Raw genomic sequence first — 26,315 nt, 5'->3', positions numbered from 1 at the left:
CGTTGCCGTTCCGTGCGGTCAGGACGCGCGGCGCCGACGCGCCCGTCCAGGGCTCCGTCGGCACCCATCCGGCCCGCTGACCGGGCGGCAACACGGGAGCGAGGCCTTCGGCCGCCATCGTGCAGCCGACGCGCCCATCAGATCCGTACCCAGATCCGTACCCGGCAGTGGAGGAAGGTGAGGATCCCATGCAGGACTCCGTGGGCGACCTCGTCTCGCGAGCGTCGCAGCAGATCTCGGAGCTCGTCCGCGAAGAGATGCAGCTGGCCCGGGCGGAGATGACCCAGAAGGGCAAACGTTTCGGACTGGGCGGCGGCCTTTTCGGCGGTGCCGGCCTGATCGGCATCTTGGCCGCGCAGGCTCTGGTCGCTGCCGCAATCGCAGCCCTCGCCCTGCTCCTCCCGGTCTGGGCGTCGGCTCTGATCATCGCCGTCCTGCTGGCAGTGATCGCGGCAGTGACGGCCGCTGTCGCGAAGAAGAAGATCGCCGCGGTCGGCACCCCTGCACCTGAGCAGGCCATCGACAGTGTCAAGGCCGACGTGGCCGAGATCAAGGAGAAAGCACACCGATGAGCGACCAGCCCAAGGGCGACGAATCCACGCCCACACCCGAAGAGTTGCGCAAGCAGGCCGAGCACACCCGCGAGGAACTCGGACAGACCGTGGAGGCGCTGGCGGCCAAGGCCGATATCAAGGCCCAGGCCAAGGAGAAGGCGGCCGAGCTCAAGGAGCAGGCCGCCGAGAAGGCGACACACGTCACCGACCAGCTCCGGGAGACGGCAGTGCAGGCCGCACACCTGGTGAAGGACAAGACCCCCGAGCCGGTTCTCGACAAGGCAACCCACGCCGCGGCCCAGGTACGCGACAGCGCGGCCCGCGCCGGACACCTCGGCGCCGAGAAGATCCCCGGCCCGGTCCGCGAAAAGGCCGAGACGGCCGCGACCATGGCGAAGGCCAACCGCACCCCGCTGTTCGCCGCAGCCGCCGCGTTCGTCGTCTTTCTGCTCCTGCGCCGCAGCCGGAGGTGCCGATGAAGGCATCAAAGATCGCCTACAAGCCGGTCGGCCTGGCGCTCGGCGCCGCCAGCGGCATGGTCGCCGGCGCGGCGTTCAAGCAGGCCTGGAAGATCATCGCCCATGACGACGATGCCCCCGACGCCACCGACGAGAGCCGCACCTGGCAGGAGGTCCTGCTCGCCGCGGCCCTGCAAGGCGCGGTCTTCGCCGTCGTCAAAGCCGCCGTCGACCGGGCCGGAGCCGCAACCACCCGGCGCGTGACCGGCACCTGGCCCGGCTGAGCCGGCGAACGGCGCCGCCCGTCCCGCCCGCCCCAAGGGGACGTCCGCCGGCTCAGCCCGGGACGTCGCGGGGGTCGCCTGCGTAGGTGTACTCGGTGCGGACGCGACCGTCGCGTCCGTGGACGACGACCTGGGCGGGCTGGTGTCCCTCGGCCTGGTGGCGGGCGGCCTCGATCGCTTCCTTCTGCGTACGGTGCGGTTCACGGATGGCCCGGCGGCCTTCCGTGTGCTCGACCTGCCACTTCTGCGCCGGGTCGTTGCCGGGGGTGATGTGGTAGACGGTCCGTTTCGGTGTCGCTGCGATGATTCCTCGCTTCGTGGTGCGGGTCGGCGCAAGGCTGCCTGGTGCCGAGGACCGTGCGGCGCTGGGCTCGGCTGCGGGAATCTCGTCCGGGGTGATCTCGGTGCGAAGGCGGTGGAGGCGGACGGGGTGGCGCCAGCGGCCGCGGTCGACGGCGGCGTCGCCGTGAAACTCGGCGACGAGGTCGGGTTGGACGCAGGTGAAGTCGAGCGGGTCGCGACTTCCCCAGTGGGAGGAGATCCGCACGTCGAGCCACTGATGCTCGGCTTCGGCCGGCGCCAGCCGTTCACGGAGCTCTTTGCGCAGCGCGTTCGAGACGGGTGTGCTGCGGGCGACCAGGCGCAGTTCGCCGTCCGGGGTGTAGCGGCCGAGCAGGACCGTCTCCGGGCGGGCCAGGGTTCCCGTGACCGCCCCGATCACGGCTTCGGCGGTGTCACGGAACCGGTATTTCTGCCAGCCGCGACGGCCTGGCTGATACGGCTGCTCCTGGCCCTTGGCGACGATTCCCTCGACGCCGAGCTGCGCCCACTGCCTCATCCAGTCCTTCGCCAGAGCAGGGTCCGCAGTGGTCGGTGTGAGCGCCCAGGGGGCGTGCAGTCCATGGCCTTGGAAGAGGGACTCCAGGGCGGCGCGGCGCTGGCGGTAGGGCCAGGTGAGCAGGTCGGCGCCGGCGTGGTGCAGGAGGTCGAAAGCGATCAGGTGAGCCGGCTGCTCACGGACCAGTCTTCCGACGCTGCGGGCGCCGCCGCTGGTGCGCTGCTGTAGCGCGCCGAAATCGAGCCGGCCCTCGCGGTAGACGACCGCCTCCCCGTCAAGGACCACGTCCTCGCCCAGGGCGAGCGCGGCCTCGGCGATCTCGGGAAACCCGGCGGTGAGGTCCTTGCCGCTACGGGACTGCAGGAACGCCTCCCCGGCTGCGGCGAAGACCAGCAGCCGATAGCCGTCGTACTTGGGCTCGAAGACGGTGCCACCGGGCAGCGCGCGTGTCCCCGGCAGCCGTGGCACGGCCCGGGCCACCATGGGCTCCACCGGAGGTGTCAGAACCATAATCCGCACATACCCGCACATTCAGTGACAAACGAAGCGCCGACGCCCTGGGCCCTTCGGCTGAAACCGGCTGGACGCAGATTCCATGAGTGGTGAACCGATGCAAGCGTGCGTAAAAGGGTAGGAATGGGAACTGGGCAGCGTGGGGAAAAGCCGGGGACCGGTTGTCGGCGCGGTGGCCGACCCCCGGTGCCTGCCCCACGGCGAGTCTCACGCTCGCCCTTCCGTCACAAGCCCGGAAACACGCTAGGGGACCGACCATGGGTGACCGGAGCAGTGTGACCGTAGGAGTGCTGGGTTCCTACGGTGGCCGGAATACGGGCGATGAGGCGATCCTCACCGCCATGCTGGACCGCATCCGGGCCGGGCGGCCGGATGTCCGGATCCTGGTGTTCTCCCGCAATCCCGAGCACAGCCGCAGTGTCCATCCGGACGTCGACGTCGTCGGATGGGAAGGCGTGTGCCGGGAACGGATCTCCGAGCACCTGCGCCGGCTCAGCGTGCTGGTGCTGGGGGGCGGCGGGATCCTCTACGACACCGAAGCGCGCCGGTACCTGCGGCTGGCCCGGACCGCCCAGGATCTCGGTGTTCCCGTCTTCACCTACGCCGTCGGCGCGGGTCCGCTGTCCGACGAGGTGGACTGCGCGTGGGTCCGTTCGACGCTCTCCGACGCGGCCGAGGTGACGGTGCGCGACGAGGAGTCGAAGCTGGTACTGGAGGAGGCCGGGCTGACGCGTCCGGTCTCGGTCACCGCCGACCCGGCGCTGCTGCTGGAGCCCGGGGACGGCGGGGTCGAGCTCCTGCGGGCCGAGGCGGTTCCCCGTGGCGTGCGGCTCGTGGGGATGAGCGTGCGGGAGCCCGGGCGCGCGGCCGAGAGCCTCGATGAAGAGGGCTACCACCAGCTCCTGGCCAACGTAGGAGACTTCCTGGCGCACCGGCTGGACTCGCACGTCGTCTTCGTCCCGATGGAACGCGACGACATCCGGCACGCGCACGCCGTCGTCTCCCACATGGCGGACGCCGAGCGCTGCACGGTGCTGCACGGCACCTATCGCCCCCAGCAGGTGCTCGACATGGTCGCGCAGCTGGACCTGGCCATCGGCATGAGGCTGCACTTCCTGATCTTCGCGGCCCTGTCCGGGATCCCCCTGCTGCCCCTGCCGTACGCGGGCAAGGTCTTCGACTTCGCCCAGCAGGTCGGCGCTCCCGCCCTGCGCGGAGTGGTCAGGGAGAACACGGGACTGCTCTTGGCGGAAGTGGACCGCCTGTGGGACGAGCGGCCCGCCCGCGCGGCGCGTACGGCCGCTCGCACGGCCTCGCTGAGGCTTCGGTCCGTTCGGACCGCCGACCGGCTCCTCGCCTACCTGGACCGCATCGCGCCCCCTCCGCTCGTCGACCGCGCGCCGCCGATGGCAGCCTCTGCGGCCGACTGAACCTGCCATGTTTCCAATGGAGGAATCGTGTCCCACTTGATGCCGCCGCGCGTTCCCCGGAGCGTCGAGCTGCCCCCGCGCCGGGCCCTTCACGCGGGCTCCACCCAGGTGCTGGTGATCGGTGGTGGCCCGGCCGGTATCGGGGCGGCCCTCGGTGCCGCGAACGCAGGCGCCGAGGTGGTTCTCGTGGAGCGGTACGGATTCCTCGGGGGCAACGCCACCGCCGCGCTGGTCATGCCCTTGATGAGCTTCCACAACGAGGTCAAGCAGGCGGTCGCCGGTGATGCCGCACGCCTGCTGCCGCCCGACCACGGCGAGGGCGAGCCGGTCGTCGGCGGCGTGCTGTGGATGCTGCTCGAACAGCTGGTGCGCGCGGGAGCGGCGATCCGCCCTTCGCTGGAGACCGGGTACACGGTGCCCTTCGACGCCGAGCTGTTCAAGCTGGTGCTCTACGACCTGCTGGAGACCCACGAGGTCCGCACGCTGCTGCACGCCTTCGCCTCCGGTGTCGTCGACATGCCGGACCGCGCACGGGCGGTCTTCGAGACCAAGTCGGGGCCGATCGTCATCGACGCGGACGTGATCGTCGACTGCACCGGGGACGGCGACATCGCCGCGGCGGCCGGGGCCGCGTACGACATCGGCCGCCCGGAGGACGGCTGGACCCAGCCCATGACGCTGATGTTCCGCATGGTCCGCTTCGACCACGAGGAATTCGCCGCGTACGCCCGCGCCAACCCCGATCAGTGGAAGGGCGTGCACGGGCTGTGGGACCTGGTCCGCGCCGCCAGCGATGCCGGGGAGCTGGACCTGCCGCGCGAGGACATGCTGTTCTTCGCCACTCCGAACACCGGCGAGATCGCGGTCAACTCCACCCGCGTCACCGAAGTGCTCGGCACCAGCGTCTGGGACCTCACCCGCGCCGAATTCACCGCGCACCGCCAGATGGCACAGATCGCCCGCTTCCTGCGGGACCGGGTGCCGGGCTTCGCCGACTCGTACGTCGTCCAGAGCGGCGTCCAGGTGGGGGTCCGGGAGACACGCCGCATCATGGGCGAGTACCTGCTGACCGGCGAGGACGTGCTCACCGCCCGCACGTTCGACGACGCCATCGCCCGCGGAGCGTACCCGGTGGACATCCACAACCCGAGCGGTCGCGGCACCACGCTGAAACGAATCCCGCGCGGCCAGTCCTACGACATCCCCCTGCGCTGCCTCCTCCCCCGTGGCGTGGACCGGGTGCTGGTCGCGGGCCGCTGCCTCTCCGGTGACCACGTGGCCCACTCCTCCTACCGCGTCATGCCGATCGCAATGGCCACCGGGCAAGCGGCGGGTGTCTGTGCGGCGCTGGCGGCGACCCAGGGCAAACGGCCTCGGGACATCCCGGCGAGCGCGGTCCAGCGCGAACTCCGCTCCCAGGGCGCCAGCCTCCGCTGAGGCCCGGAGACCGGTTCGCGGTTCGCGGTTCGCGGTTCGCGTCGGTTTTGCCGGGCCCGGGCGGGCGCTGGGGCCGGGACGCGCTGCCGGCCCCTACGCCCGGAGGTGGCGGATCAGCCGCACCGGATCGGCCCGGTGCTCAGCCGGTAGGTCACTCCGCCCCGGACCAGCGAGCCGCTCACGCTGATGCACTGCCCCGTCGTGTCGAACCACGTGTACAGCGGCCCGGCGTAGTAACGGTAGTTGGCCGGATGCTCCTTCGGCGGGTCGATGGAGTAGTCGCCGCTCTCGTCGAAGATCGCCACGGTGATGTGCGAGGCGAGGCCGTCGTAGGGGCTGGACCAGAACTTCACGCAGTTGTGCTTGGTCGAACTGTTCCAGTAGGTGCGCGCGTAGCCGCCGCCGTTGCGCCCCGCCGGACTCTTGGCCCAGTACGTGATGCCGTCCCAGCTGCCGGTGCACTGCTCGGCGGCAGTGCCCGCGGGCGGCGCCGCCTGGGCGGTGGGGGCGGCAACCAGGCCGAGCAGCAGCACCATGACGCCGACACCCAACAGGTGTGGTTTGCGTAACCGGTTCTTCAACCGCTTCAACCGCTTCATCCGCATCTCCCGGAGGTCAGATGCCATCGACCCGGTTCTCCAGGCCCTGCTCGCTACGCTCCGCCCCTCATGGACCCGACATCCGACGCTTCACGAAATCTCCACCGCTTTGCGTCGGCCCACCGAGCCGGCCTCTCGCAGCGCCGACGGCCGTCCTTTGGCTGCATCCTGGTTCTTGTCGAAGACATGTGAGTAGGGGGCGCTGGATGTGGTCAGTGGTGTCAACGGGTGAGGTACCGGCGGGGGAACGGTTCGACTGGTACTCCGACATCGTCTCGCGTGAGGTGATGCCCGCCGCACTCAGCAGCGACCGGCCCGCCGAATTCCAGGGCGAGGCCGCGGTGATGGACCTGGGGGACATCCGTGCGTCGAGGTTCTCCTTGTCGCCCCTTCGTTCGCGGCGCACGGCCGCGATGATCCGGCGCGGCGACCCGGAGCAGTACCAGCTGGCCCTTCTGCGCAAGGGAGCCACGTCGCTGTCGCAGCACCGGAACGAGTGCACCATCGGAGCCGGTGACCTCATGCTCTGGGACACCTCGCGGCCCTCCGACAACCAGATGCCCGCCGCGGGCGGCCAGGTACGGGCCACGATCCTGCTGCTGCCCCGGACCATCATGCCGCTGCGCACCCAGCGCCTGGACCAGGTGCTGGCCCGGCGCATACCGGGCGACCGGGGCATGGCCGCGATCCTGGCGGCCTTCATGACCTCGCTCGAAGACCACGGCGCCGAATGCACTCCGGGAGAACTGCGCCAACTCGGCGCGGTCGCCGTCGACCTCGCGACGGCCTGCCTGGCCCAACAACTGGACGCCGAGGACCGGCTTCCCGCCGAAGTCCGGACCCAGGCACTGCTGCAGCGGATCCACGCTTTCATCGAGCACAACCTCAGCGACCCGGAGCTGAATCCCTCGGCGGTCGCCGCCCACCACAACATCTCGGTGCGCACTCTCCACCAGCTCTTTCACGGCCGGGAGGAGACCGTCCACGCCCGGATACGGCGCCGCCGCCTCGAGCAGTGCCGCGCCGACCTCGCCCACCCCGGTCTCCGCGCCCGCCGTGTGAGCGCCATCGCCGCCCGCTGGGGCTTCAGCGGACCGGTGCACTTCAGCCGCTCCTTCCGCGAGGCGTACGGAATCAGCCCCACCGAGTTCCGCGCGCTGAGCGTCAACGATTCCTGCGCCGAGCGTTCAGCGTGACGATCGGTTCCGGCCTAGATTCGGTGACGCCGGAGCAGGAAGGAACTCTCCGGACTGGTGGGGAGTTGCCTTCCCTTTGACACTTCTGGAGAACACGTACGTGAAGCGCACCCTGGCCGCTCTGACCACCCTCGCCGCAGCCGTCGGAGGCATCCTGGTCACCGCCCCCACCGCTGCGGCGGCCGACGGCTACTGCACCGTGTCCAAGGGCGTGACCCGGAGCGGGTACTGGACCCAGGTCCCCGCAACCAGCGGAGGCTCCACCTCCTGTGTCATGGGCCGGGGCTCCAACAGCCCGGCGGTCGAGGAGCTCCAGCTCGCCCTGAGCATCTGCTACGGCATGGACACCGGGGGCACCGACGGCATCTACGGCGCCAAGACGGAGGCGGCCGTACGGTCGCTGCAGTACGCGACCGGCCAGACGGCCGACGGGATCTACGGGCCCAACACCCGCAACGTCGTGGAGTGGCGCTGGTACACGAACGTCGGCGCGAAGTGCGAGCGCCTCTGACCGCCTTCGCGTGCTCAGGCCTCGCCCGGGAGCAGGGTGTCCGCGTGGTCCGTGAGGCGGGCGATCGCGGGGGCCAGCGCGTGGCCGAGGAGGATGGCGGCCGCGATGGCCGCCAGGGTGATGCCCCAGGCGAGCGGGCCCAGGGGCACGCAGCCGAAGAACTGGCTGACCCCCGGGATCTGGATCACGGCGACGAGGACGGCCGCCGAGCCCAGTCCTGCCACCAGCACGTTGCGGTCCAGGCCGCCCGCGGTGAGCGTCTGGACGAGCTGGGTGCCGACGACCGCGGCGAGGGCGACGGTACTGGCGCGCCGGCCGCGGCCGGTCACGCGCGCCGCGGCCCAGGCCAGGCCGGCGCCGGTGGCGGTGACCGCGCCGCGCAGCAGCATCTCGCGGGTGAGGGCGGTCCCCAGCGAGGTGTGGGGACCTTCCTTCAGGAGGCGTTCGCCGGTCTGGCCGGACGGTTCGCGCACGGCGATGGCCAGGGAGGGGGCGAGGTCGGTGAGCAGGTTGACCAGCATGATCTGCCGGGCGTTGAGGGGAGTCGCGCCGGTGAGGGCCGCGGTGAGGACGCTGAAGGTCACCTCGCCCAGGTTGCCGCCGATCAGGATCCCGAGTGCGGCGCGGACCGAGGTCCACATGGCGCGGCCCTCCATCAGGGCGGACACGATCGTTTCCAGCCGGTCGTCGGTGACGACGAGGTCGGCGGCGGCGGTGGCGGCCGGGGTGCCGCGGCGGCCCAGCGCGATGCCGACGTCGGCGAGCCGGATCGCCGGCGCGTCGTTGGCTCCGTCGCCGGTCATCGCCACGACGCGGCCGAGGCGCTGGTAGGCCTGGACGATGCGGACCTTGTGGGCGGGGCTGCACCGGGCGATGACGTCCACGGTGGGCAGCAGCTCGTCCAGGGCGTCGTCGTCGAGTTCGTCGAGTTCGGGCCCGGTGCAGATCTTCGGTTCGGTGACCTCGCTGATGCTGGAGGCGATCGCGTCGGCCGTCGCGGGGTGGTCGCCGGTGAGCATGACGGTCTGCACGCCCGCGGCGCGCAGCCGGGCCGTGGCCGGCGCGGCGCCGGTGCGGACCGGATCGGCCAGGGCGACGAATCCGAGGAAGACCAGGTCCCGTACGGCTTCGTCGGTCAGGGCCTCGTCGGCGTCCATGCGGCGTTCCGCGACGGCCAGGACGCGGCGCCCCGCCGCCGCGAGCTCCTCGGCCGCCTCGGTGAGCGCCCGGCGGGAGGCTTCGTCGAGGGAGGCGGCCGCGCCGCGCTGCGGCAGCCGGCGCCCGGCACAGCGTTCGATGACGCTCTCCGGAGCGCCCTTGACGCTGAGGAGCGCGCCGGCGCCGGTGTGGCCCGCAGTCGCGTGGTAGGCGCGGGCCGGCTCGAAGGGCAGGCTGTCCGTACGGCGCCAGCGGGCGGCTCCCACCCGCGCGGTGACGTTCGCCCGCCGGGCGCCGTCGACGACGGCACGGTCGGTCTGGTGGGCCATGGGTTCGGCCTGCCGGGCCGGCGGGGTGGCGCGCAGCGCGGCGGCGAGGACCTGCTTGCGCCGGCCGTCGAGGCGGTCCAGGGCGGCGGCGCTCTCGCCGTCGCTGACGGCGGCGAGCTCCAGGGTGCCCTCGGTCAGGGTGCCGGTCTTGTCGAAGCAGAGCACGTCGGCGCGGCCCAGCGCCTCGATGGTCCTGGGGTTGCGTACGAGCGCACCCACGTCGGCCAGCCGCCGCGCGGCGGCCAGCTGGGCGGCGTTCACCAGGAACGGCAGGCCTTCCGGTACGGAGGCGACGGCGAGGTTGACCGCGGAGGCGAGGTTGTCGGACAGCGGCCTGCCGTGCAGCAGGCCGGAGACGGCGACCGCCACGGCGGAGCCCAGCGCGACCGGCACGCTGTAGCGGGTCAGGGAGGACAGCCTGGCCTCCACACCCGTCTCGGGCGCCGCCTGGCGGGCGGTGGCCAGACCGCGCCCGGCCTCGGTGGCCGGCCCGGTGGCCACCACGACGGCGACGGCGCGCCCGGCCGTGACCGTCGTGCCCTCGTACAGCATCGAGCGGCGCTCCGACAGGTGCGCGGCGACCAAGGGCGCCGGGTCCTTCGCCACCGCGAGGGACTCACCCGTCAGGGACGACTCGTCCACCTCGAGGCCTTCCGTTTCCAGCAGCCGGCAGTCCGCCGGTACGACCTCCTCGGGGTGCAGGACGACGATGTCGCCCGGTACCAGGTCGCCGGCCGCCACCAGCCGTTCGCGGCCGGCCCGGCGGACGCGGGCGCCGATCGCGGAGCGCGCGAACAGCTCGGCCAGGGCCTGGTCGGTCCGTACCCGCTGGAAGCCGCCCACCAGCGCGGAGCTGGCCGTGATCGCGGCGACCAGCGCGGCGTCCGTACGGGATCCCACGGCCGCGGCCAGGGCGGCGCCGGCGGCGAGGATCGGCGTGAGCGGATTGGACAGCTCCTCGACGAAGGCGTAGGGCAGGGTCAGCTTCCTCGGCTCGCCCGCGGGAGAGTCGGCGCGGCGGTCGGCCGCCTCCTTGCCGGAGAGCCCCTCGGGCCGGCTGCGCAGCCGTTCCAAGACCCGGTCGGCGGGCATCAGGTGCCAGGGGACGCTCGTCACCGGCGGGGCGAGCGGGCGGGCGAGCAGCTGCCGGGCGCGCCAGGAACCCAGCCAGAACGCCACGGCCCCCGCCGTGTTGCCGACCGCCAGGGCCCGCGCCGTGGCCCGGAAGGCCGGGGCCCGCAAGGCGGCCACCGCGCCGACCCCGCTGCCCCCGGAGGCCAGGAAGTGGCTGTCGCGGTCCACGACGGCCGCCGTACCGACCGCGTCGACGATGACCGCCGCCGCCTCCAGATCCGCTCCGACCAGCAGGTGCGCTCCCCACGGGGTCTGCTCTTCCTCGCCGTGTACGCCGATCGCGCAGTCGGCGGCGGCCAGCGCCCGGCGGTTGCCGCTGATCAGCAGGACCACCGCGCCGTCCGCCTGCAGGCCCCGCAGCGACGCGACCAGCCGGCCGCCCGCCGGGACCACGGCGTCGGCGAAGCGGAAGCGCGCACCGGGCCGGTCGCAGGCCACCACCACGCGGGCCCCGGCCCGTCGCGCCGCCGCGGCTACGGCCTCCGCGCCCGGAGCGGACGGGGTCGCCAGACCCGCGACCGCCTGGAGCCGGCCGCCGCGGGTCAGACCGATGAACTTCTCGCCGCCCCGCGCGCGCAGCCGCTGCTCCGCTTCCCGGCCGGCGCCGCCCGGGCCGTCTTCCCGTTCCAGCGCGTCCAACGGCCCCAGCGTCCAGTCCCCGGCGCGCTGCACCGCCAGCGGTGCGTCCGGGTCGAAGAGGGAGAACAGTCGTTCGGATGCTTGGACCGGGTCAACGCCCTCGCACACGTCGAGGTCGACCGGCTCGTGGCGGTCGCCGCGCAGCGCCGCCTCCTCGAGGAGGATCGTGTCCACCTGGCCCAGGCGGCGCAGGGCAGTACGGTCCATCGTCACCACCCCGCGCAGCCCCAGGTAGCGCCCCAGGCCCGCGGCGAAGCCCTCGCGTCCCGCGTGCGGCGCCTTCGGCACGGAGGAGACCGCGACGGCGACGGCGCGGCGGAACCCGCCGAACGGCAGCGCGGCGAACCCGGCCGCGGCGCCCGCGGCCATCGACCACTGCGCGAAGCGGTCCGCGGCGTCCTGGGGCGCCGGGCCGGCCCGGTCCATCACCAGCGCCTCGGCCGCCGCTTCCTCGGGACCGCGTACGAGCCGCGCTTCTCCTTCCCGCCAGGCCGTGCGTTCGGCGCTCGCCTCCCGCCACACCGCCAGGCGCTGCACCACGTCCAGCGCGATGCCCCCGCCACCGGTCGCCACGCCTTGGACGAGGGCTCCGAACACCGGCAGGAGCGAGTCGGTCCGGTCGAGGAAGCCGCTGCCCGCGTCCTCGACCAGATGCCGCAGCCGCGGATGGTAGCGGAGGGCGTCGACGGCGCCGCCGAGCTCCGGCGGAAGTCCGAACCAGGGCGCGAGGCGCCGCAGCGTGGAGACCGCCAGCCCCAGGGTGTCCGCGGCGAGCGCCGGCACGGAGGGGAAGGGCAGGCCCTCCGACGGGTGGTGCGGTTCGGGCGTCCACTCGTCGAACGCCGCCGCGTCCGCAGCGTGGTCCCCCTCCGCGCGTTCGACCAGCGCCACCAGTTCACGCTCGGGCGGCGGGGGTGAGACGACCTCGACGACGACGCGTTCCATGGGCCCGTTCACCCGCGCCCACAGCACCCCCGGATGCTTCTCGAGCGCCCGCTCCACCCGGCGGGCGACCTTCTGTCCGCCGGTGCCGTGCACTCCGCAGACCGCGATGTAGAAGCGCCCGGGCCGCGACCACACCTCACGGCGCGGGGAGCCGACCAGGTCCGCCGCCGCCCCCCAGGCCGCCCGTACGCCCGACGTCGCCTGTGCGGCGACGCCCGAGACGACCGTTTTGAGGAAGGAAGGCACCCAGGGGGATGTGACGGCCACCGGGCACATGGAGCGTCCTCCCTCGATCAGCGCGGTCGCCGCGCACGACAGGAAGCCCAGTCTGATCCAAACCGTTTAATCCGGCCATACGGGAAATACGCAAAGAGAAGGGGATGGAACCCGCATCCCGGTCCAGCTCTGGAGGTGAGCCCTGTGGCCTCTGCCCATGCCGCGCACAAGTACAAGCGCGACCGCGGCCGCGAGCACGACCACGACCGTGAGCGTCCGGCGGAAAGCCCCGCCGGGCCGACCGCTTCCCCGCCGCCCCCGAACGAGTCCGGCGGCGAGCAGCGCACGATCACCCTGACCGTGCCCTCGTTCGGCCGAGTCGCCAACGGCGCCTGGAGCGCCGCACTGCTGCCCGTCGCCGCAGCCCGCCAGATCCTGCCTGCCAAGAAGGGCCTTCCGCTCTACGCGGGCCTCGCCGTGCTCGGCGCGGCGGATGTACTCGAATGGCCCGTAGCCATCGGCATCGGCATCGGATACGCCGTTCTGCGCCGCGACGGCGGAGTCCTGGACAAGCCGGAGCACCGCCGTTCCCCGGCTGCCCCGCAGAACTCCGGGCCCGTGGCCCCGGGCCAACCCCAGGACGGAAGTCCGGCCACCGCCTGACCGCCGCCGGACAGGAAGAGGTGACGGCGACTGTGATGCAGGTCACGCCGCAAGCCCGTGATGATCCGGCCGTCGGATCCGCTTGACCACCCGGAGAGCCGCACCGGCTCTCACAGCCAACGGGTGGGGAGCACATGAGCGACACCGCGAGCGGGACGCCGGGCCGGCGGACCGCCCAGGAGATGAGCGCTTGCGACATGGGCGGGTACGCGTCCGCGTTCGTCGAGCGGGCCACCGCCAGGGTCCGGCTGCCGCTGGACTACACCGCGGCCAGTCTGCGGATCATCGACCGGCTGATCGACGGCCTGCGCAAGGGCGGCACCGAGCAGGAGCGGGTGTCCGGCGCCCTGCTCGGGCTCGGCGCGTACGTCGGCGAGGTGCTGGTGCGCGAGGCCGGAGCGGTCTGGGTGGACCTCTCCCCCGAGCACCGGCTGTACTCCGGGTTCGCGCACCCCGTGGGCGTACGGATGCCCGACGGGCGGGTGTGGAACCCGCTGGGCCGGACCGTGAACCGGTTCGAGATCGGCCCGCAGGAATCCCTCCAGACCTTCTACCTCACGCTGCACGGGCGCCGCCCGCGTCACATCCGCCCGCGGCCCGCGAGGGTGGCGGCTGCGGTGCGCTGATCTGAGAGGATGATTGCCGTCCGGTTCCAGAACGGGAACCGGAGTTTCTGTGCGTACGGCAGCGAAGAGGATCGTGTGGGCGAGGGGACGGGCAGCGAGCCCACCGCTGCACACGACGTAGCGCTCGCCCGGGCCGTGGAACGGGCCCAGGGCGGTGACGAGACAGCCTTCGCACTCGCGTACCGAAGCGTGCATCCCGGGCTGCTGGGATACCTGCGCGGACTCGTGGGCGAGGACGCCGAGGACGTGGCCTCCGAGGCCTGGCTGGAGATCGCCCGCGACCTCGGCCGGTTCCGGGGCGACGGGGCGGGCTTCCGCGGCTGGACCGCGACGATCGCCCGGCACCGCGCGCTCGACCATCTGCGGCGGATGAGGTCCCGCCCCCGGCCGGCCCTGATCGAACAAGACGTTCTGGATCTACCCGCCGCCAGGGACACGGCCGGGGAGGTCCTGGAGGCGCTCTCGACGGCCCAGGCACTGGCACTGATCTCGGGTCTGCCGCAGGACCAGGCCGAGGCCGTACTGCTGCGGGTGGTCGTCGGCCTCGACGGCCCGACCGCGGCACGGGTGCTCGGCAAGCGCCCCGGTGCGGTACGTTCCGCCGCGCACCGCGGACTGAAACGCCTGGCGAAGGAGCTTGGGGCATGAAGGGAGGCAACGCGATGACAGACGGCCAGCCTGGCGACCAGCGGGGCAACGGGCAGGGCGCCGGCCTCGAGGACGCACTGCGCGCCGCACTGCGCGCCGCCACGCCCCTGCTCGGCCCCGCCCCGCAGGCGTGCGACCAGCCCGCGCCGGGCCAGGAGGGTGCCGGCGCTCCCGCCGCTGCCCACGACGGCGCCGCGCGCGCGGTCGCCGCGTTCCGGGTCGCGCGTGACGAGGGGCTGCACGCGTCCGCCCGTACCCGGCGCCGGGACGACTGGCGCCCGGCCGCCGAGCGGCGGATGGGGCGTTCGCTGAAGACGGCCCTGGCCTCGTTGCTCGCGAGCGTGACCCTGGGCGGGGTGGCGATCGCCGCGGGGGCCCTGCCCGCCCCCTTCCGCGAGGCCCCGGCGCCCGAGCCAAAGCCGCGCCGCAGCACGTCCGTTCCGCAGCCGCCGCAGGAGCCGGCCGGCTCGCCGGTACCGGCCACGCCCCCGCTCGACCAGGAGACCCGGCCCGCCCGGCGTCCCGCGAAGCCCGCCACCGCCCAGGACCACGAGGCGCTCTGCGGTGCGTACGAGAAGGTCAAGGGCCGCGGCAAGGCGGCGGAGTCCACGGCCTGGCAGCGGCTGGTGACCGCCGCCGGAGGCGAGCAGCAGGTGCCCGGCTACTGCGGCGAACTGTCGGAGCCGGGACGCGACGGCCACCCCGGCTCCGGCACGGACGCCCCAGACAGCCGGCCCTTCACCCACCCGGCCCCCCGCCCCCTGGGCAAGCCCGACGCAGACCGCCCGTAAGGCAGCCTGACCGCGCCGTCAGCGGCGGTGGATCACTGCGCTGCCAGACGCCCTGTCCTGCATGCCGCGGCGGTCCTTGTTGAGGGCTATCGACGAGACATTGGCGACCATCAGCACCGTGATGCCGGTCACCACGAGGTTCGTGATGTGGCGGGTGACGGCCTTGGCGTAGCCGATGCGCTCGCCGGTCTCGAAGTCCACCACTTCGAGGCGCAGGGCCCGCTTGCCGGGAGTCGCGCCCCAGCGCGAGACGCTCAGCGGGGAGTAGAGGAGGAAGAAGGCCGCGACCCAGAGGGCGGCGGTCGTGCGCCAGATCACACCGGGGTCGGCGACGCCGGCGGCCGTGAGGAGCCGGTCGAGGCCGACCAGCGGAACGAGGATGACCGCGACGGCGATGACCATGTCGATGGCGGTGGCGACCATGCGCGGCATCAGACCCGCCGGAGAGCCGGGACGGGCGCCCGAAGCCGCCTGGAAACGGCCGAGGTCGCCGCCGGAGGTCATGGAGTCGAACATGTCGTTCCTTCTTTCATGGATCGGGGGGATCCTACATTCCGCTTGTACGGAGAGTTCTACGGCGGGGGCCGCCGTGGCCACGGAAACGGGAATGCGTGGCCACGGCGGCGCCTCGATCATTTCTGCTGTCGGTTTCTCCTGATCAGGGCTTCTTGATCAGGAGTTCTTGATCAGGAATAGCTGATCAGGAAAGGCTTGATCAGTCCTCCTTGGTCACGCCGTCGGTCCAATCCCAGAATCCCGCCTCGTCCAACGACTCGTCGGCCATGGTTCCCAGCTCGCTTCCGATCCAGGCACCACCCGCGACACCGGCCGGAATGCAGATCCATGCCAGAGGTCCGCAGGCGATGCCCGCGTACGCTCCGATGGAGCCGCCGGCCGCGGCCAGGCCTCCCTTGAGGCCGGCCTTGAGACCTGCGGTGATCAGATCCTCACCCTCCATGAGCTCTTGGATGAAGGCACCCACGGTCTCCAGTCCGCCGTGCACCTTTCCGGTCGCCTTGAACCACTTGGTGTCGGCAGCCGTGGAGACCCACTTCGCAGCCCTGGTGCTTTCCATGAAGGCAGTACCGCGGTCACCCATCTTCTTCAGCATGGGGTTGTCCGACTTCTGCATTTCCTTGAAATTCTTCCTCGCGTCCGCGAAGACCTCCAAGGTGGCCATGGTGGGCGTGACGTACTTGTTCAGCTGCTCGATCGTCGCGCCGACGTCCTGCAGACCTGCATTCCAGGCCACCGCACGGGCGGCGTCCCGGGCACCGAGCGTCTCGATGTAGGAATCGGCGAAGACACCGCCGCTGTCCTTGACTTCGGCCTCGTAGTTATGGCCGAATCCGACGACCTCCGTGCCCATATTCGTGCATTCGTACATTCCGCTCGCGCACTCCTCGAGCTGATGTCCGTCCGCCTCGATCCGGCTGACCGGGTTGCCGCCGGTGAAGGCGTACCGGTTGTTGGTGTACGGGTCGGTGCCCAGGCGCATGTCCGCCAGCGCTCCGTTGTACATGTCCCGGGTGGTGAAGCGGTTCAGGCCCGGGTTGTAGTCGCGGAAGCCCATGTCGTACGTGCCGGAGCCGGCGTCCCAGCGCTTGGAGTTGTAGCGGTAGGGGTTGTACGCCTCCTTGGTCGGGTTGGCCGCGTCCGGCTTGTCGATGCCGGTGAACTCCGCGGTGTCGTCGGCGCCGTAGGCCGTGTAGCCGTACGTGGCCTTGGTGTCACCGTTGTTGTCGGTGACCGTCTCGACGTCCTTGTGGCTGTTGTAGCCGTAGTAGCCGTTCTCGGACGTGCCGTCGGTGTTGTGCTTGACCTGCGAGAGGCGCTCGCCCCACGGGCTGTACTGGTACGACTTCGTCAGCACGCCGGCGACCTTCTCGTCCAGCACCTCCGGGGAGAGGCCCAGGTACGCGAAGTCCGTCGTCTTGCCGTCCGCCGTCTTGGACGCGGTGCGGTCCATCGGGTCGTACGTGTACTTCGTGGACTTCAGCGCGCCCAGGCTGTCCATCTTCTGCGCGTCGACGACATGGTCGAACCCGTCGTAGACGTTGCGCTGGATGACCTGGCCGGCGCTCGTCACCGAATCCAGCCGGCCGAACGGGTCGTAGTCGTAGCCGGCGGTCTGTCCGCCGATCGACGCGCTCAGCAGACGGTTGCGGTCGTAGGAGAACGTCGTCGACGTGCCCTTGACCGTCTGGCTGACGACATTGGCGTTGTCGTCGTGCACGTACGTCTCCGTACCCGCGCCCGTACCCGTCTTCACCGACTGCGCGAGCCGGTTCACCGGGTCGTAGCTGTAGTTGGTCGTCGAGGAGAGGTACGCCGCGTGGTTGTCGGCGTTCATCTTCTGGGCGACGTCCTGCGCCTTGTTGCCGTTGGCGTCGTAGGCGTAGGTGTGCGAGGAGACGAGGGTTCCGGAGCCCTTCTTCTCGGTCGAGGACTTCAGCGAACCGTTGAGGTGGTAGGTGTAGTCGACCGTGTTGCTGTTGGCCTTGGTCTCCCGCAGCTTCTGGCCGCGGTCCGTGTACGTGTACGAGGTGACCTTGGGCGATGCGTCGCTCGGCGTCTTGCCGACCGACACGGTCTGCACCAGCGACCGCAGGTCGTAGGTGTACCGGGAGAACTGGTCGGGGTGGGTGACCGTCTCCGGCTGGCCGTTGGCGTCGTACGTGTAGCTGGTGGCCTTCTTCTCCTGGCCGGCCAGCGACTCGGAGACCTTCTGGATCTGGTTGAGGCCCGTGTACGTCATCGCGTACGCGTCGATCTTCGCCCCGGAGGAGGTGTCGCCGATCGACGTCAGGTTGCCGTTGACGTCGTACCCGTAGGTGAAGGTCTTCTTCTCGCTGTCGGTCTCACCGGTGGTGTCCCGCACCAGCTTCACGCCGTCGGCGACCACGGCGCCGCCGCTGTTCTGGTCCAGCTTCAGCTTCGTCACCTCGCCCAGCTTGAGGCCGTACGAGCCGAGGCTGACCCAGGTGCCGGCGCCGGTGGCCTGGCTCTTCGTCACCGCGGGCTCGGTGGTGGTGCCGTGGGTGAGGGTGTACTTGGCCGTGGTGGCGGCGCCCGCCACCTGCGGGAACTTCACGTACGCGGTGTACGTGCCGTCCTTGGGGACGTTCAGGGTCCAGGTGAACGCGTCGGTGCCGGTGCCCGCGGCGTGGACCTGGTGGTCGTAGCCGTGCTGATCGGTCAGGGAGCCCTTCGTCCAGGTGCCCGTCGAGGCGGTGTTCTGGGTGTCGGAGTTGTCGGCCAGCACCACGGACTTGCCCACCGGCACACCGTCGTCGGACTTCGACTTCAGCTTGCCGTCGGGGAAGTACGACCAGGTCATGCTGCGGTCCGAGGACCCGCCGGCCGAGGTCAGCGTGCGGTTGGTCTGCTTGCCGATCTCGTTGTAGTCGTAGCTGGCGGAAATGGACCACGGATCGGTGGACGACTTGGTCCAGCCGTTGTCGAAGTAGCTGTACGTGGTGTCGTTGCGGACCGTCTGGCCCGTCGACGGCGGCAGGGAGGTCTTGACGACCCGGCCCGCCGCGTCGTAGTCCGTCCGCGTGTACACGTCCGCCTTGTTGAAGCGGGCGTCGCTGGGGTCGTACGGCTGGTACTGCTTGACCGGGCGGTTCAGCGCGTCGTACTCGGTGCGCTGGGCGAAGTCGTCCACGGTGGCCGTCTCGGTACCGCGCGGGGTGATCACCTTGGTGGTGTTGCCGGCCTGGTCGTACTCGTACTTCGTCGAGCGGACCGTCGTACCGGAGTACGGGACCTTGACCTCGATCTGCTTGCCGCGCTCGTCGTAGACGACGGTCGTGGTGTTGTTCTCCGCGTCCGTGGCGGAGACGAGCAGCCCGTCCTTGTCGTAGGACTTCTTGGTCGTCTTGCCCGCCGCGTCCGTGGCGACCGTGATCCGGTGGTTCAGGTCGTAGTCGATCACGGACCGGTAGTCGTCGGGGTTCGACGTGGCGTTCTGCTTCGGGTCGACCGTCTTGACCAGGTTGCCGACACCGTCGTAGGAGTACGAGACCTTCTCGCCGACCGCGTTCGCCACGGACGTGAGCTGGTAGATCTCGTCGTAGCCGTGCGTGGTGACGTAGTCGGTGGCGTCCGCCGTGGTGAGCGTGCCCTTCGCCTCGGTCGTCGTCTTGAGGTTGCCGACCTTGTCGTAGGTGTAGCTCGACCTGCGCTCGGCGGACGTCGGGGTGTCCTTCGGGGCGGTGGCCGAGGAGACCTGGTCCGCCGCGTCGTACACCGCCGTGGACACCGCGCCGCCGGGCGACGTGGAGGTGGTGACGTTGTCGTTGGCGTCGTACACCGGGGCCGGCGTCGTGATCAGAACGCCCGCGTTCTGGTCCTTCGGCACGGTGCTGACCAGCGGACGGCCGAACGTGTCGTACGTCTGCGTGGTCTTCTTGCCGAGCGGGTCCGTGACCTCGGTGACCTGGCCGCGCGCGTCGTAGACGTACGAGGTCGACTTGGTGAGGGCGTCGGTGATCGTCGCCGGGTAGCCGGCGGGGCCGAAGCCCCCGTACGTCGTCGGGTTGCCGTTGGCGTCGATCGCCTTGGTCAGCTGGCCGTAGGAGTTGTACTCGTAGGAGGTGGTGTAGTCACCGGCGGTGGGCGTCACGACGCCCTTGGGGTCGGTGACCGTCTTCAGGTTGCCGAAGGTGTCATAGCCGAACTGCCACTTGCGGCCCTCCGCGGAGGTCTTGGCGAACAGGTCGGCGGAGTAGCCGTCCAGCCGGGTCTGGTACTCGTACTTCACCGAGTTCGCCGGGTAGGTGCCCGGTGCGCAGTCGGCCGACGGCGGGACACCGGTCTTGTTGTTCTCCGCGTCGCGCAGCCACAGCGGGTAGCCGGTCTTCTGGTCGTAGCAGTAGGCGGTCTTCGCGCCGTTGTGCTCCTCCAGGTACGTGACGTTGTTGTCCGCGTCCCAGCTCATCTTGGTGGTCTGGGACTTGGCGTTGGTGGCCTGGACCGGGCGGAAGAAATCGTCCGTGACCTGGGTGGTCACGCGGTTCTCGGCGTCGGTGACCGCGGTGTCGGTGAACTTGGGGTTGACCGCGTTCACGGCGTAGCCGAAGCCCGTGGCGCCCAGCAGACGGTCGGTGATCGTCTTGGTCCACCAGTGGTACTTCGGGTTGTCACCGGCCTGCGGGGCGTGGTACGCGAGCTGCGTGGTGTTGCCGCGCGGGTCGGTGGCCTTGACGAGCTTGACGTTCTTGTTCCCCTGCGTGGCGTCGTAGGTGAACTTGAAGTCCTTGGGCTGGGCCGAGCCGACACCGTCGGTGAACCGGCCGAGCAGGCCCTCGACGGTGTAGTAGAACGAGGTCTTGCGGCCCGAGACGTCCGTGATGGACTTCACGTGGTCGTAGATCTTGGCGTTCGTCAGGTTCGTCCCGGAGACCTTGTTGCCCGTGGCGTCGATGTACTCGTAGGTCGCGTCCTGCTTCAGGTAGTACTCGACGGTGAGCGACTGCCGGCCGGCCGGGTCGGTGATGTACTTGAGGTAGCGGGCGGGCTTGCCGCCGTTCTTGTGCTCCTCGTAGGTGTAGGTCTGGGTGTTGCCGTTCTTCTCGACGAGCGAGGTGAGGTGGCCGTCGCAGCCGAACAGGAACCGCGTGCCGTCAGGGCGTGTGAGCGTCCAGGCGTCCGGGACCGGGTCCTTCGTCGGCTGGCAGTCCAGGCCGGCCTTGGCGGCCAGCTTGAAGTGCACACCGGCGGGGGCCTTCCACGCGCTGGTGGCGGCGTCCCAGCGGAAGACGTGCGTGGTGCCGTCGCCGTCCGGGAGACGGATCTCCGTCGGGTTGGGCTTCGGGTGGAACTCCAGCGGGGCGCCCAGGCGCAGCGGACCGGCGAGCTGGCCGGACCAGCCGGCGCCCAGGACGCTGTCGCTGGTGTCGAGGGAGTTGTACGAGAGCCGGGCGAAGGTGTTCACGCCGCGGCCCGGGTTGTTGAACGCGTTGTAGGACCACACGCTGTTGCCGGAGGCCAGGTTGTTCATGACCGTCGAGCCGGCGCCGGTGTTCTTGCCCGTGTAGGCGTAGAACTTCTCCAGGCCGAGGGTGTTGGAGGTGGGGTCCTCGACGGTGACGTTCTGCTTCAGCGGCGCGATGGCCGGGGCGCCGGCGGAGAGCCAGCTGCCGTCGGAGATCTTGCGGACGTCCCAGCCGAGCGCGTAGTCGAGGCGCTTGTTGCCCTCGTCCGAGTTGATCGGCGTCTTGACCTGCGCCTGGACGGTGGCGGACTTGCCCGGCAGCAGGGCCGGGATCGCCGTCTTGAGCTGGTTGCCGCTGGTGGTCACGTCCGTGCCGTCGGGCAGCTTCCAGGTGTAGGTCAGCTCGCGCTCACCGGCGGCCCAGGCGGTGCTGGTGGTGTTGGTGACCGTGAACGCCACCGTGTACTGGGAGTTCGGGGTCATCCGGGCCGGTGTGGTCGGCGCGTAGTACGTGTCCTCGGTGGTCGAGTCCACGTAGATGACCTGCATGTACGGGCGCAGCTGGGCGTCGGCCGCCTCGGCCGACAGGAACAGGGTGCGCTCCTGCGGGCCGGTGGTCGTCTCGTCCTTGAGCTTGACCAGGACACCCTTGTTGGTGGTGGGGGTCTTGACCCAGCCCTGCATCAGGCCGGTCGCGTCCCACCAGTGCCGGCCGACCTCGTCGGTGATCTGCGGGACGGTGTCGGAGACGGTCGCCGAGAAGTCGCCGCCGGGCGTGGTCCAGGCGGTGGTCGCGTTCGCGTTGTTCCACGTGGCCGTGGTCTCGGTGAAGTCGCGGGTCAGCGAGTGCAGCTCGTAGATCGCGCCGTTGGTGGTGCTGGTCGTCTCCGCGCCCCACATGTACATCTTGTTCTCCAGCACCGTGGCGGTGGTGGGGATGTCCGTGGTGGGGAACTTGATGGCGGCGCGGGTCTTGCCGTACGTGCCGGAGTTGTTGCCGACGCTCAGCCAGGTCTGTCCGATGTTGTAGGACTTCAGGCCGTCGTGGTTGGTGGTCGGCTGGAGGGAGGAGAGCGTGGTGTCCGTCTGGCCCGCCTGGATGATCTTCATCGTCCGGCCGGCCTTCGGGATGCCCACGATCCGGGTCGGGGACCCGAGGACCTGCCCGCCCTTGGTCTTGACCGCCAGCTGGTAGTAGTACGACTTGCCGATCTCCGAGGGGCTGGAGTCCGGGGTCGGCACCGCGGTGGTGTCGGTGTACGTGGTGGCCGTGGGCGCGATCGGGGCGATCAGCGTCGCGGCCGAGGGCGTGAACGCCTGCTGCGTGGAGCGGTGCAGCTGGTACTCGACCATGTCGAGGTTCGTGTCACCGGTGCCGTTGGCGTACGCGGGCCAGGACAGCTCGGGGCCCGTCGAGCGGACGACGGTCGGCGAGTTCAGCGAGGTGCCGACCTGGCCGTAGGTGACGGTCAGCCGCGGGTACGTCGAGGTCTCGCCGCCGTAGGTGTTGCCGTCGGCCGCCTCGTAGCGCGGACCGCCGGTCAGCGCGGTGCCCGACTCGTCCGTGGCCTTCAGCACGAAGCCGTGGTTGGTGGCCGTGCCGGAGATCCACTTCTGCACCGTGTCGGTGACGGGGAAGTCGTGCCACTGGTTGTAGACGCCGACGGGCTTGGTGATCTGCGCCGGGTCCACCAGGCGGACCGAGTCGGCGAGCGTACGCGTGGTGGAGCTGCCGGTGTCCCCGAGGACGATCTTGCCGGCGTTGCCCTTGGCGAAGCTCAGCTCGTTGGTGTCCAGGGTCTTCCAGACGCCGCCGCTGCCGGTCTGGTTGACGGTGTAGTTCTTCGTACCGCCGTTGTGGGTGACCGTGTACGGGGCGGCCGTGGCGGCGTCCGCGGCGGCCGGGTAGTGCACGTCCACCCGGTAGGTCGCGGTCCGCGGGACCTGGGGCTGCCAGGTGTACGTCTCACCCGTGAGCGCGTTCTTGTTGTACGCGTAGTCGTCGTTGGTCGCGGCGCCGCCCGTGGTGGAACCGGTGGGCCACTCGCCGACGGCCGCGGTGCCCGCGTCGCCCTCGTCCAGCTGGACGGTGGTGCCGGACAGCTCGCCGACCAGCGCGCTGGTGTTGCTCCAGGTCGCGGTGGTCTCGTCCCAGGCGCCGGTGGCCCGGTGCGCCGCGATGGTGACGGCGTTGGCGTTGGTGGTGTGCGACTGGTCGTAGTACATGCTCAGGTCCGCGGCGTCGACCTTGACGTTCGCCGGGATCTCGGTGAGCGGGAACTTGATCAGCGAGCGGGCGATCCCGGTGTCGGTCTTGCCGGCCGACAGCTTCCAGGTGTTGTTGAAGTTCACCGCCGACTGGTCGGACAGGACCATCGTGTCCTGCGATGACGACGCGATGGGGGTCACGGTGATCGTCGGGTCGATGACGACCGGGTACTGGCGCTCCTCGGCCGCGAGCCACTGCGCGTCCGGCGTGACCGTCAGCTTCCAGCCGTCACCGTCGCGGACCAGCTGCTGCGTGACCTTCGTGGAGTACGTCCCACCGGTCGGCGACAGCGGATCCTTCTTGGCGTCCGTCATGTAGGGGGCCGGGATCACCATCACGGGCGTGTTCGGCGCCTCGCCGTAGAAGGCGACCGATCCGTCCTTGCGCGCCTGCGGCGTCAGTCCCTCGGCGTTCAGGGTGAAGGTGAACGAGACCGGCGCGGTGGGCCGCTCGTTCAGGACGATGTCCTCCTTCACCTCGCCCTGGCCGACGCGGTACGACAGGTCCGCGCCCGCGACCGCGTTCCGGTAGACGACCTTGTCGCCCTTCGCCTCGGGCTTCAGCGCACCGGCGCCGGTCAGACCGAGGGTCAGCGCGCGGCCGTCCTCCGCCTCGAAGCGCATCAGCTTGCGGGCGTCGGAACCGAACCAGCTCTTGCCGGTGTTCTCGGTGTTGGCGAAGTCGAAGCCCTTGTCCCCGGTCGCCCGGACCGTGGTGTCGATCGGCTTCCAGGAATTGCCGGACCTGTACGCGGTCGGCACCGCCGTCAGCTCGGCCTCGATCCGGCCGTCGGACAACTGCCAGAAGCGGGACTGCGCGGTGCGGCGCTCGGTCAGCTCCTTGACCCGCTCGGCCTTGGGAAGCTTCTCGCCCTTCGGGAGCTTCTCCCGGCTGGGTATCGCCAGCTTCCCGCCGACCGGGGCCTTCGGCTGGTCGTCATCGTCGGAGAACCATCCGGCGACGGTGTCCACGATGCCCTTGCCGTCGCCCGAGGGCGTGTCAGCCGGAGCCGCCGCGTAGGCGACCTGCGGCAGCATGCTACCCGCCACCGCCGACACCACTAGACAGGAGAGATATCTCCTGTAGGGAATTTTCACATCCGAGCCCTTCGATCTTCACACTGTTTGCAGGCATGCCAATTCACGGCGCGTGCGGGGACGCCCTGAGGTGCTTGCCGTGTTTAGCCAGCCTGCCAATTCAATGTCAATCCCAAAGGCAAATAGGACATGCCGCCCCATAGCTGCACTCTCTGCCTGAATTCCCGTCGGGCTCGCTCGGCGCCAGATGCGTGGTGTATAAAGTCCCGGTTCCGCACCGGGACTTTCCATCCGGCAATACCTCGACCGAAAGCGCGGACTTCTCATGGCCTCGACGAAACCCATTGAAGTGACGGACAATCAGGACGTCGAACCGTCAAAGGGCCGTGAAACCAGGGCCCTTGACCGGAACGTCATTGCCGTCATCGGCGTGCTGCTGCTCGCGACCTGCGGACTTGTCGGATACGGGATCCTGTCCACACCTGACGACCCGGAGCCGGCCGCCACCCCCTCGGTCGCGGTCACCTACGAGGTCACCGGTACGGGCACGGCCGAGATCGCCTACCTCGGCCCCAGCGAATCCGGCACGGCGACGGTGGACAAGAATGTGCGGCTGCCCTGGAAGAAGACCGTTCGGGTCCCTGCGGGCGAATCGCCGATCGTGAACATCACACTCGACGAGAAGGGCGGAAATGCGAGTTGCACGCTCGCCGTTCAGGGTAAGCATGTGCAACGCGCCACCGCTTCCGGCGAGTACGGACGCGCCACGTGTACGGGATCGGCCCACCTTCTGAAATGAGCAAATGACGCCCATTCACCAAGGGCGCTGCCACTGTGAAAAGAGCGTGGTGGTACGAGCTGGGGAAAGCCGGGTCAGGCGTGGGGGCCTACGGTGACCTTGCCGAGGGTGAGCTCCGCGGTCGCCTCGAGCATCGCGCCCGTACGCTCCACCTGTTCGTCCAGCGCGCGGCGTTGGGCCGCGCTCAGCCGCCCCACCGGCTCCACGGTGAGCGCGGTGCGACGCCCCGTACGGCGCTGGTGCCAGACACCGGCGACCACACCGTCGACCAGCAGGACGGGGTGGTTGCCGGCCTGCCCGCCGGCCAGGGCGCGGGCGGCCGCGGAGCCGGGGAACAGCAGCTCGCGGGGTCGGCAGGCGACGACGTACGCGTCGAAGTACGGCAGCAGCCGCAGGCCGCGCGCGGCTTCGTCGGGGAAGACGGTGTCCCCGGCGGCGAGCCACGCCCGGCCGGACGCGAACGCCACCTCCTCGATGAGTGCCTTCCGGGCGAGGGAGGCGAAGAACTCGACGGCCCAGCCGTCGGGTGCGGCGAGCCAGGCGGCGAAGTCCCGGGCGGTGGCGGGACCGTAGGCGCGCAGATAGCGGTCGGCCAGCTCGTGCAGCGACCGGGTGGGGGGAGCGGGGGTGCAGCCGGGGTTGGTGTAGGTGACCTTGCGCCCCCGGTCGCGGCCGAAGGCCAGCACTCCGTGGTGGGCGGCGGTGTGCGTGGCCTGGCGCCAGCGCGGCCACATGGTCTGGAAGGCGGGCATGACCGGGTCCGCGGCCCAGGACCCGGTCCGTGCCACGATCGCCTCGGTGAGCTCGTCCACCGTCAGTTCGACGCCGGTGAGCGCGTCGCCGATCGCGGCGATCACCTCGTCCGTCTGCGCGGCCGTCATCCCGGCCTCGGGGCGGAAGGGGCTGCGCCGGGCGGGCAGGGCGGAGAGGGCCCCGGTCCACCAGGGCAGGTCCTGGGCCGGCAGCAGGTGGATGGTGCCGCGCGGACCGAAGGTCTTGACCAGCGTGCCCGGTCCTCGCCGCCCCCGGCCGTGTCCGCCGGCCAGCGCGTCGCGCACGTCCGTGCGGGTCGCACCGTCCAGGCGCAGCGCGATGGAGAGCTCCGCAGCGGACGCCACCTGGGCGTGCGCGCCGAGCATCCGCCCGGCGATGTCGGCGGGCGAGGTCGCGGCGGTCGCGGCGGTCGCGGCGGGGGTCAGCAGCCCCTGCCGGTCCATCCGGCGGGCGCTCGCGGCGGTCCAGGACACCGGGGTCGTCGGCATGGTTCCACGCTACGACTCGCTGCCGGTGCGGACGCGGG

18 protein-coding genes are annotated in these 26,315 nt (G+C 70.7%); 12 read left to right on the top strand and 6 right to left on the bottom strand.

Annotated features, from left to right (window positions below; translation table 11 throughout):
- The first annotated feature begins 188 nt into the window (after positions 1-188).
- Genes ACIPUC_RS15595 through ACIPUC_RS15585 form a run of 3 tightly spaced genes read left to right on the top strand, consistent with a single transcriptional unit; the run spans position 189 to position 1,296 of the window.
- Complete coding sequence (locus ACIPUC_RS15595; protein ID WP_446589855.1) at positions 189-572, top strand: phage holin family protein; 384 nt, start codon at positions 189-191, stop codon at positions 570-572.
- Positions 569-1,033: a DUF3618 domain-containing protein gene (locus tag ACIPUC_RS15590; RefSeq protein WP_446589854.1), complete on the top strand. Its 465-nt coding sequence runs from the start codon at positions 569-571 to the stop codon at positions 1,031-1,033. The genes ACIPUC_RS15595 and ACIPUC_RS15590 overlap by 4 nt, the downstream gene beginning before the upstream one ends.
- Complete coding sequence (locus ACIPUC_RS15585; protein ID WP_446589853.1) at positions 1,030-1,296, top strand: DUF4235 domain-containing protein; 267 nt, start codon at positions 1,030-1,032, stop codon at positions 1,294-1,296. The genes ACIPUC_RS15590 and ACIPUC_RS15585 overlap by 4 nt, the downstream gene beginning before the upstream one ends.
- A 52-nt stretch (positions 1,297-1,348) precedes the next feature.
- Here the strand turns inward: ACIPUC_RS15585 and ACIPUC_RS15580 are convergent, their stop codons facing one another.
- Positions 1,349-2,617 carry an ATP-dependent DNA ligase gene (locus tag ACIPUC_RS15580; protein WP_446590428.1) on the bottom strand — a complete coding sequence of 423 codons (1,269 nt, stop codon included), beginning with the start codon at positions 2,615-2,617 and terminating at the stop codon, positions 1,349-1,351.
- Positions 2,618-2,904: 287 nt separating this feature from the next.
- Between ACIPUC_RS15580 and ACIPUC_RS15575 the strand changes: the two genes are divergently transcribed.
- Entirely contained in the window at positions 2,905-4,077 is a 1,173-nt protein-coding gene (locus ACIPUC_RS15575) for a polysaccharide pyruvyl transferase family protein (protein ID WP_446589852.1), read from the top strand.
- A gap of 27 nt (positions 4,078-4,104) precedes the next feature.
- Entirely contained in the window at positions 4,105-5,514 is a 1,410-nt protein-coding gene (locus ACIPUC_RS15570) for an FAD-dependent oxidoreductase (protein ID WP_446589851.1), read from the top strand.
- 113 nt (positions 5,515-5,627) lie between these two features.
- Here ACIPUC_RS15570 and ACIPUC_RS15565 read toward each other — a convergent pair whose 3' ends face one another.
- Entirely contained in the window at positions 5,628-6,140 is a 513-nt protein-coding gene (locus ACIPUC_RS15565; RefSeq protein WP_446589849.1) for a hypothetical protein, read from the bottom strand.
- Between the two features lie 179 nt (positions 6,141-6,319).
- Here ACIPUC_RS15565 and ACIPUC_RS15560 point away from each other — a divergent pair, with 179 nt between their 5' ends.
- Positions 6,320-7,309, top strand: coding sequence for an AraC-like ligand-binding domain-containing protein (locus ACIPUC_RS15560; protein WP_446589848.1), 990 nt, complete (start codon positions 6,320-6,322; stop codon positions 7,307-7,309).
- 76 nt (positions 7,310-7,385) lie between these two features.
- Positions 7,386-7,820, top strand: coding sequence for a peptidoglycan-binding domain-containing protein (locus ACIPUC_RS15555; protein ID WP_446589846.1), 435 nt, complete (start codon positions 7,386-7,388; stop codon positions 7,818-7,820).
- 14 nt (positions 7,821-7,834) lie between these two features.
- Here ACIPUC_RS15555 and ACIPUC_RS15550 read toward each other — a convergent pair whose 3' ends face one another.
- A complete protein-coding gene (locus ACIPUC_RS15550) occupies positions 7,835-12,292 on the bottom strand; it encodes an HAD-IC family P-type ATPase (protein WP_446589844.1) in 4,458 nt (1,485 codons plus the stop codon).
- Positions 12,293-12,445: 153 nt separating this feature from the next.
- On the opposite strand from ACIPUC_RS15550, the gene ACIPUC_RS15545 reads away from it, so the two are divergent.
- The 4 genes from ACIPUC_RS15545 to ACIPUC_RS15530 all read left to right on the top strand — a co-directional run bounded on the left by ACIPUC_RS15545 (position 12,446) and on the right by ACIPUC_RS15530 (position 14,969).
- Positions 12,446-12,904 carry a hypothetical protein gene (locus tag ACIPUC_RS15545; protein WP_446589843.1) on the top strand — a complete coding sequence of 153 codons (459 nt, stop codon included), beginning with the start codon at positions 12,446-12,448 and terminating at the stop codon, positions 12,902-12,904.
- Between the two features lie 134 nt (positions 12,905-13,038).
- Complete coding sequence (locus ACIPUC_RS15540; RefSeq protein WP_446589842.1) at positions 13,039-13,530, top strand: hypothetical protein; 492 nt, start codon at positions 13,039-13,041, stop codon at positions 13,528-13,530.
- A 75-nt stretch (positions 13,531-13,605) separates the two neighbouring features.
- Positions 13,606-14,178, top strand: coding sequence for an RNA polymerase sigma factor (locus ACIPUC_RS15535; protein WP_446589841.1), 573 nt, complete (start codon positions 13,606-13,608; stop codon positions 14,176-14,178).
- Positions 14,175-14,969, top strand: a complete 795-nt coding sequence (locus ACIPUC_RS15530) for a hypothetical protein (protein WP_446589840.1) — start codon at positions 14,175-14,177, stop codon at positions 14,967-14,969. The genes ACIPUC_RS15535 and ACIPUC_RS15530 overlap by 4 nt, the downstream gene beginning before the upstream one ends.
- Before the next feature lie 18 nt (positions 14,970-14,987).
- On the opposite strand, the gene ACIPUC_RS15525 is transcribed toward ACIPUC_RS15530, so the two are convergent.
- On the bottom strand, positions 14,988-15,485 hold the full coding sequence (locus tag ACIPUC_RS15525) for an RDD family protein (RefSeq protein WP_446589839.1): 498 nt from the start codon (positions 15,483-15,485) through the stop codon (positions 14,988-14,990).
- A 199-nt stretch (positions 15,486-15,684) separates the two neighbouring features.
- On the bottom strand, positions 15,685-24,216 hold the full coding sequence (locus ACIPUC_RS15520) for a golvesin C-terminal-like domain-containing protein (RefSeq protein WP_446590426.1): 8,532 nt from the start codon (positions 24,214-24,216) through the stop codon (positions 15,685-15,687).
- Positions 24,217-24,541: 325 nt separating this feature from the next.
- Between ACIPUC_RS15520 and ACIPUC_RS15515 the strand changes: the two genes are divergently transcribed.
- Positions 24,542-25,015 (top strand): MmpS family transport accessory protein, encoded by a 474-nt coding sequence (locus tag ACIPUC_RS15515; protein WP_446589837.1) that lies wholly within the window; start codon positions 24,542-24,544, stop codon positions 25,013-25,015.
- A gap of 74 nt (positions 25,016-25,089) precedes the next feature.
- Here the strand turns inward: ACIPUC_RS15515 and ACIPUC_RS15510 are convergent, their stop codons facing one another.
- Positions 25,090-26,277 carry a winged helix DNA-binding domain-containing protein gene (locus tag ACIPUC_RS15510; RefSeq protein ID WP_446589836.1) on the bottom strand — a complete coding sequence of 396 codons (1,188 nt, stop codon included), beginning with the start codon at positions 26,275-26,277 and terminating at the stop codon, positions 25,090-25,092.
- Positions 26,278-26,315: the final 38 nt, after the last annotated feature.

The organism is Streptomyces sp. LARHCF249 (genome assembly GCF_052871255.1).
The sequence above is the reverse complement of the archived record's forward strand: the minus strand, read 5'-3'. Positions and strand labels throughout refer to the sequence as shown.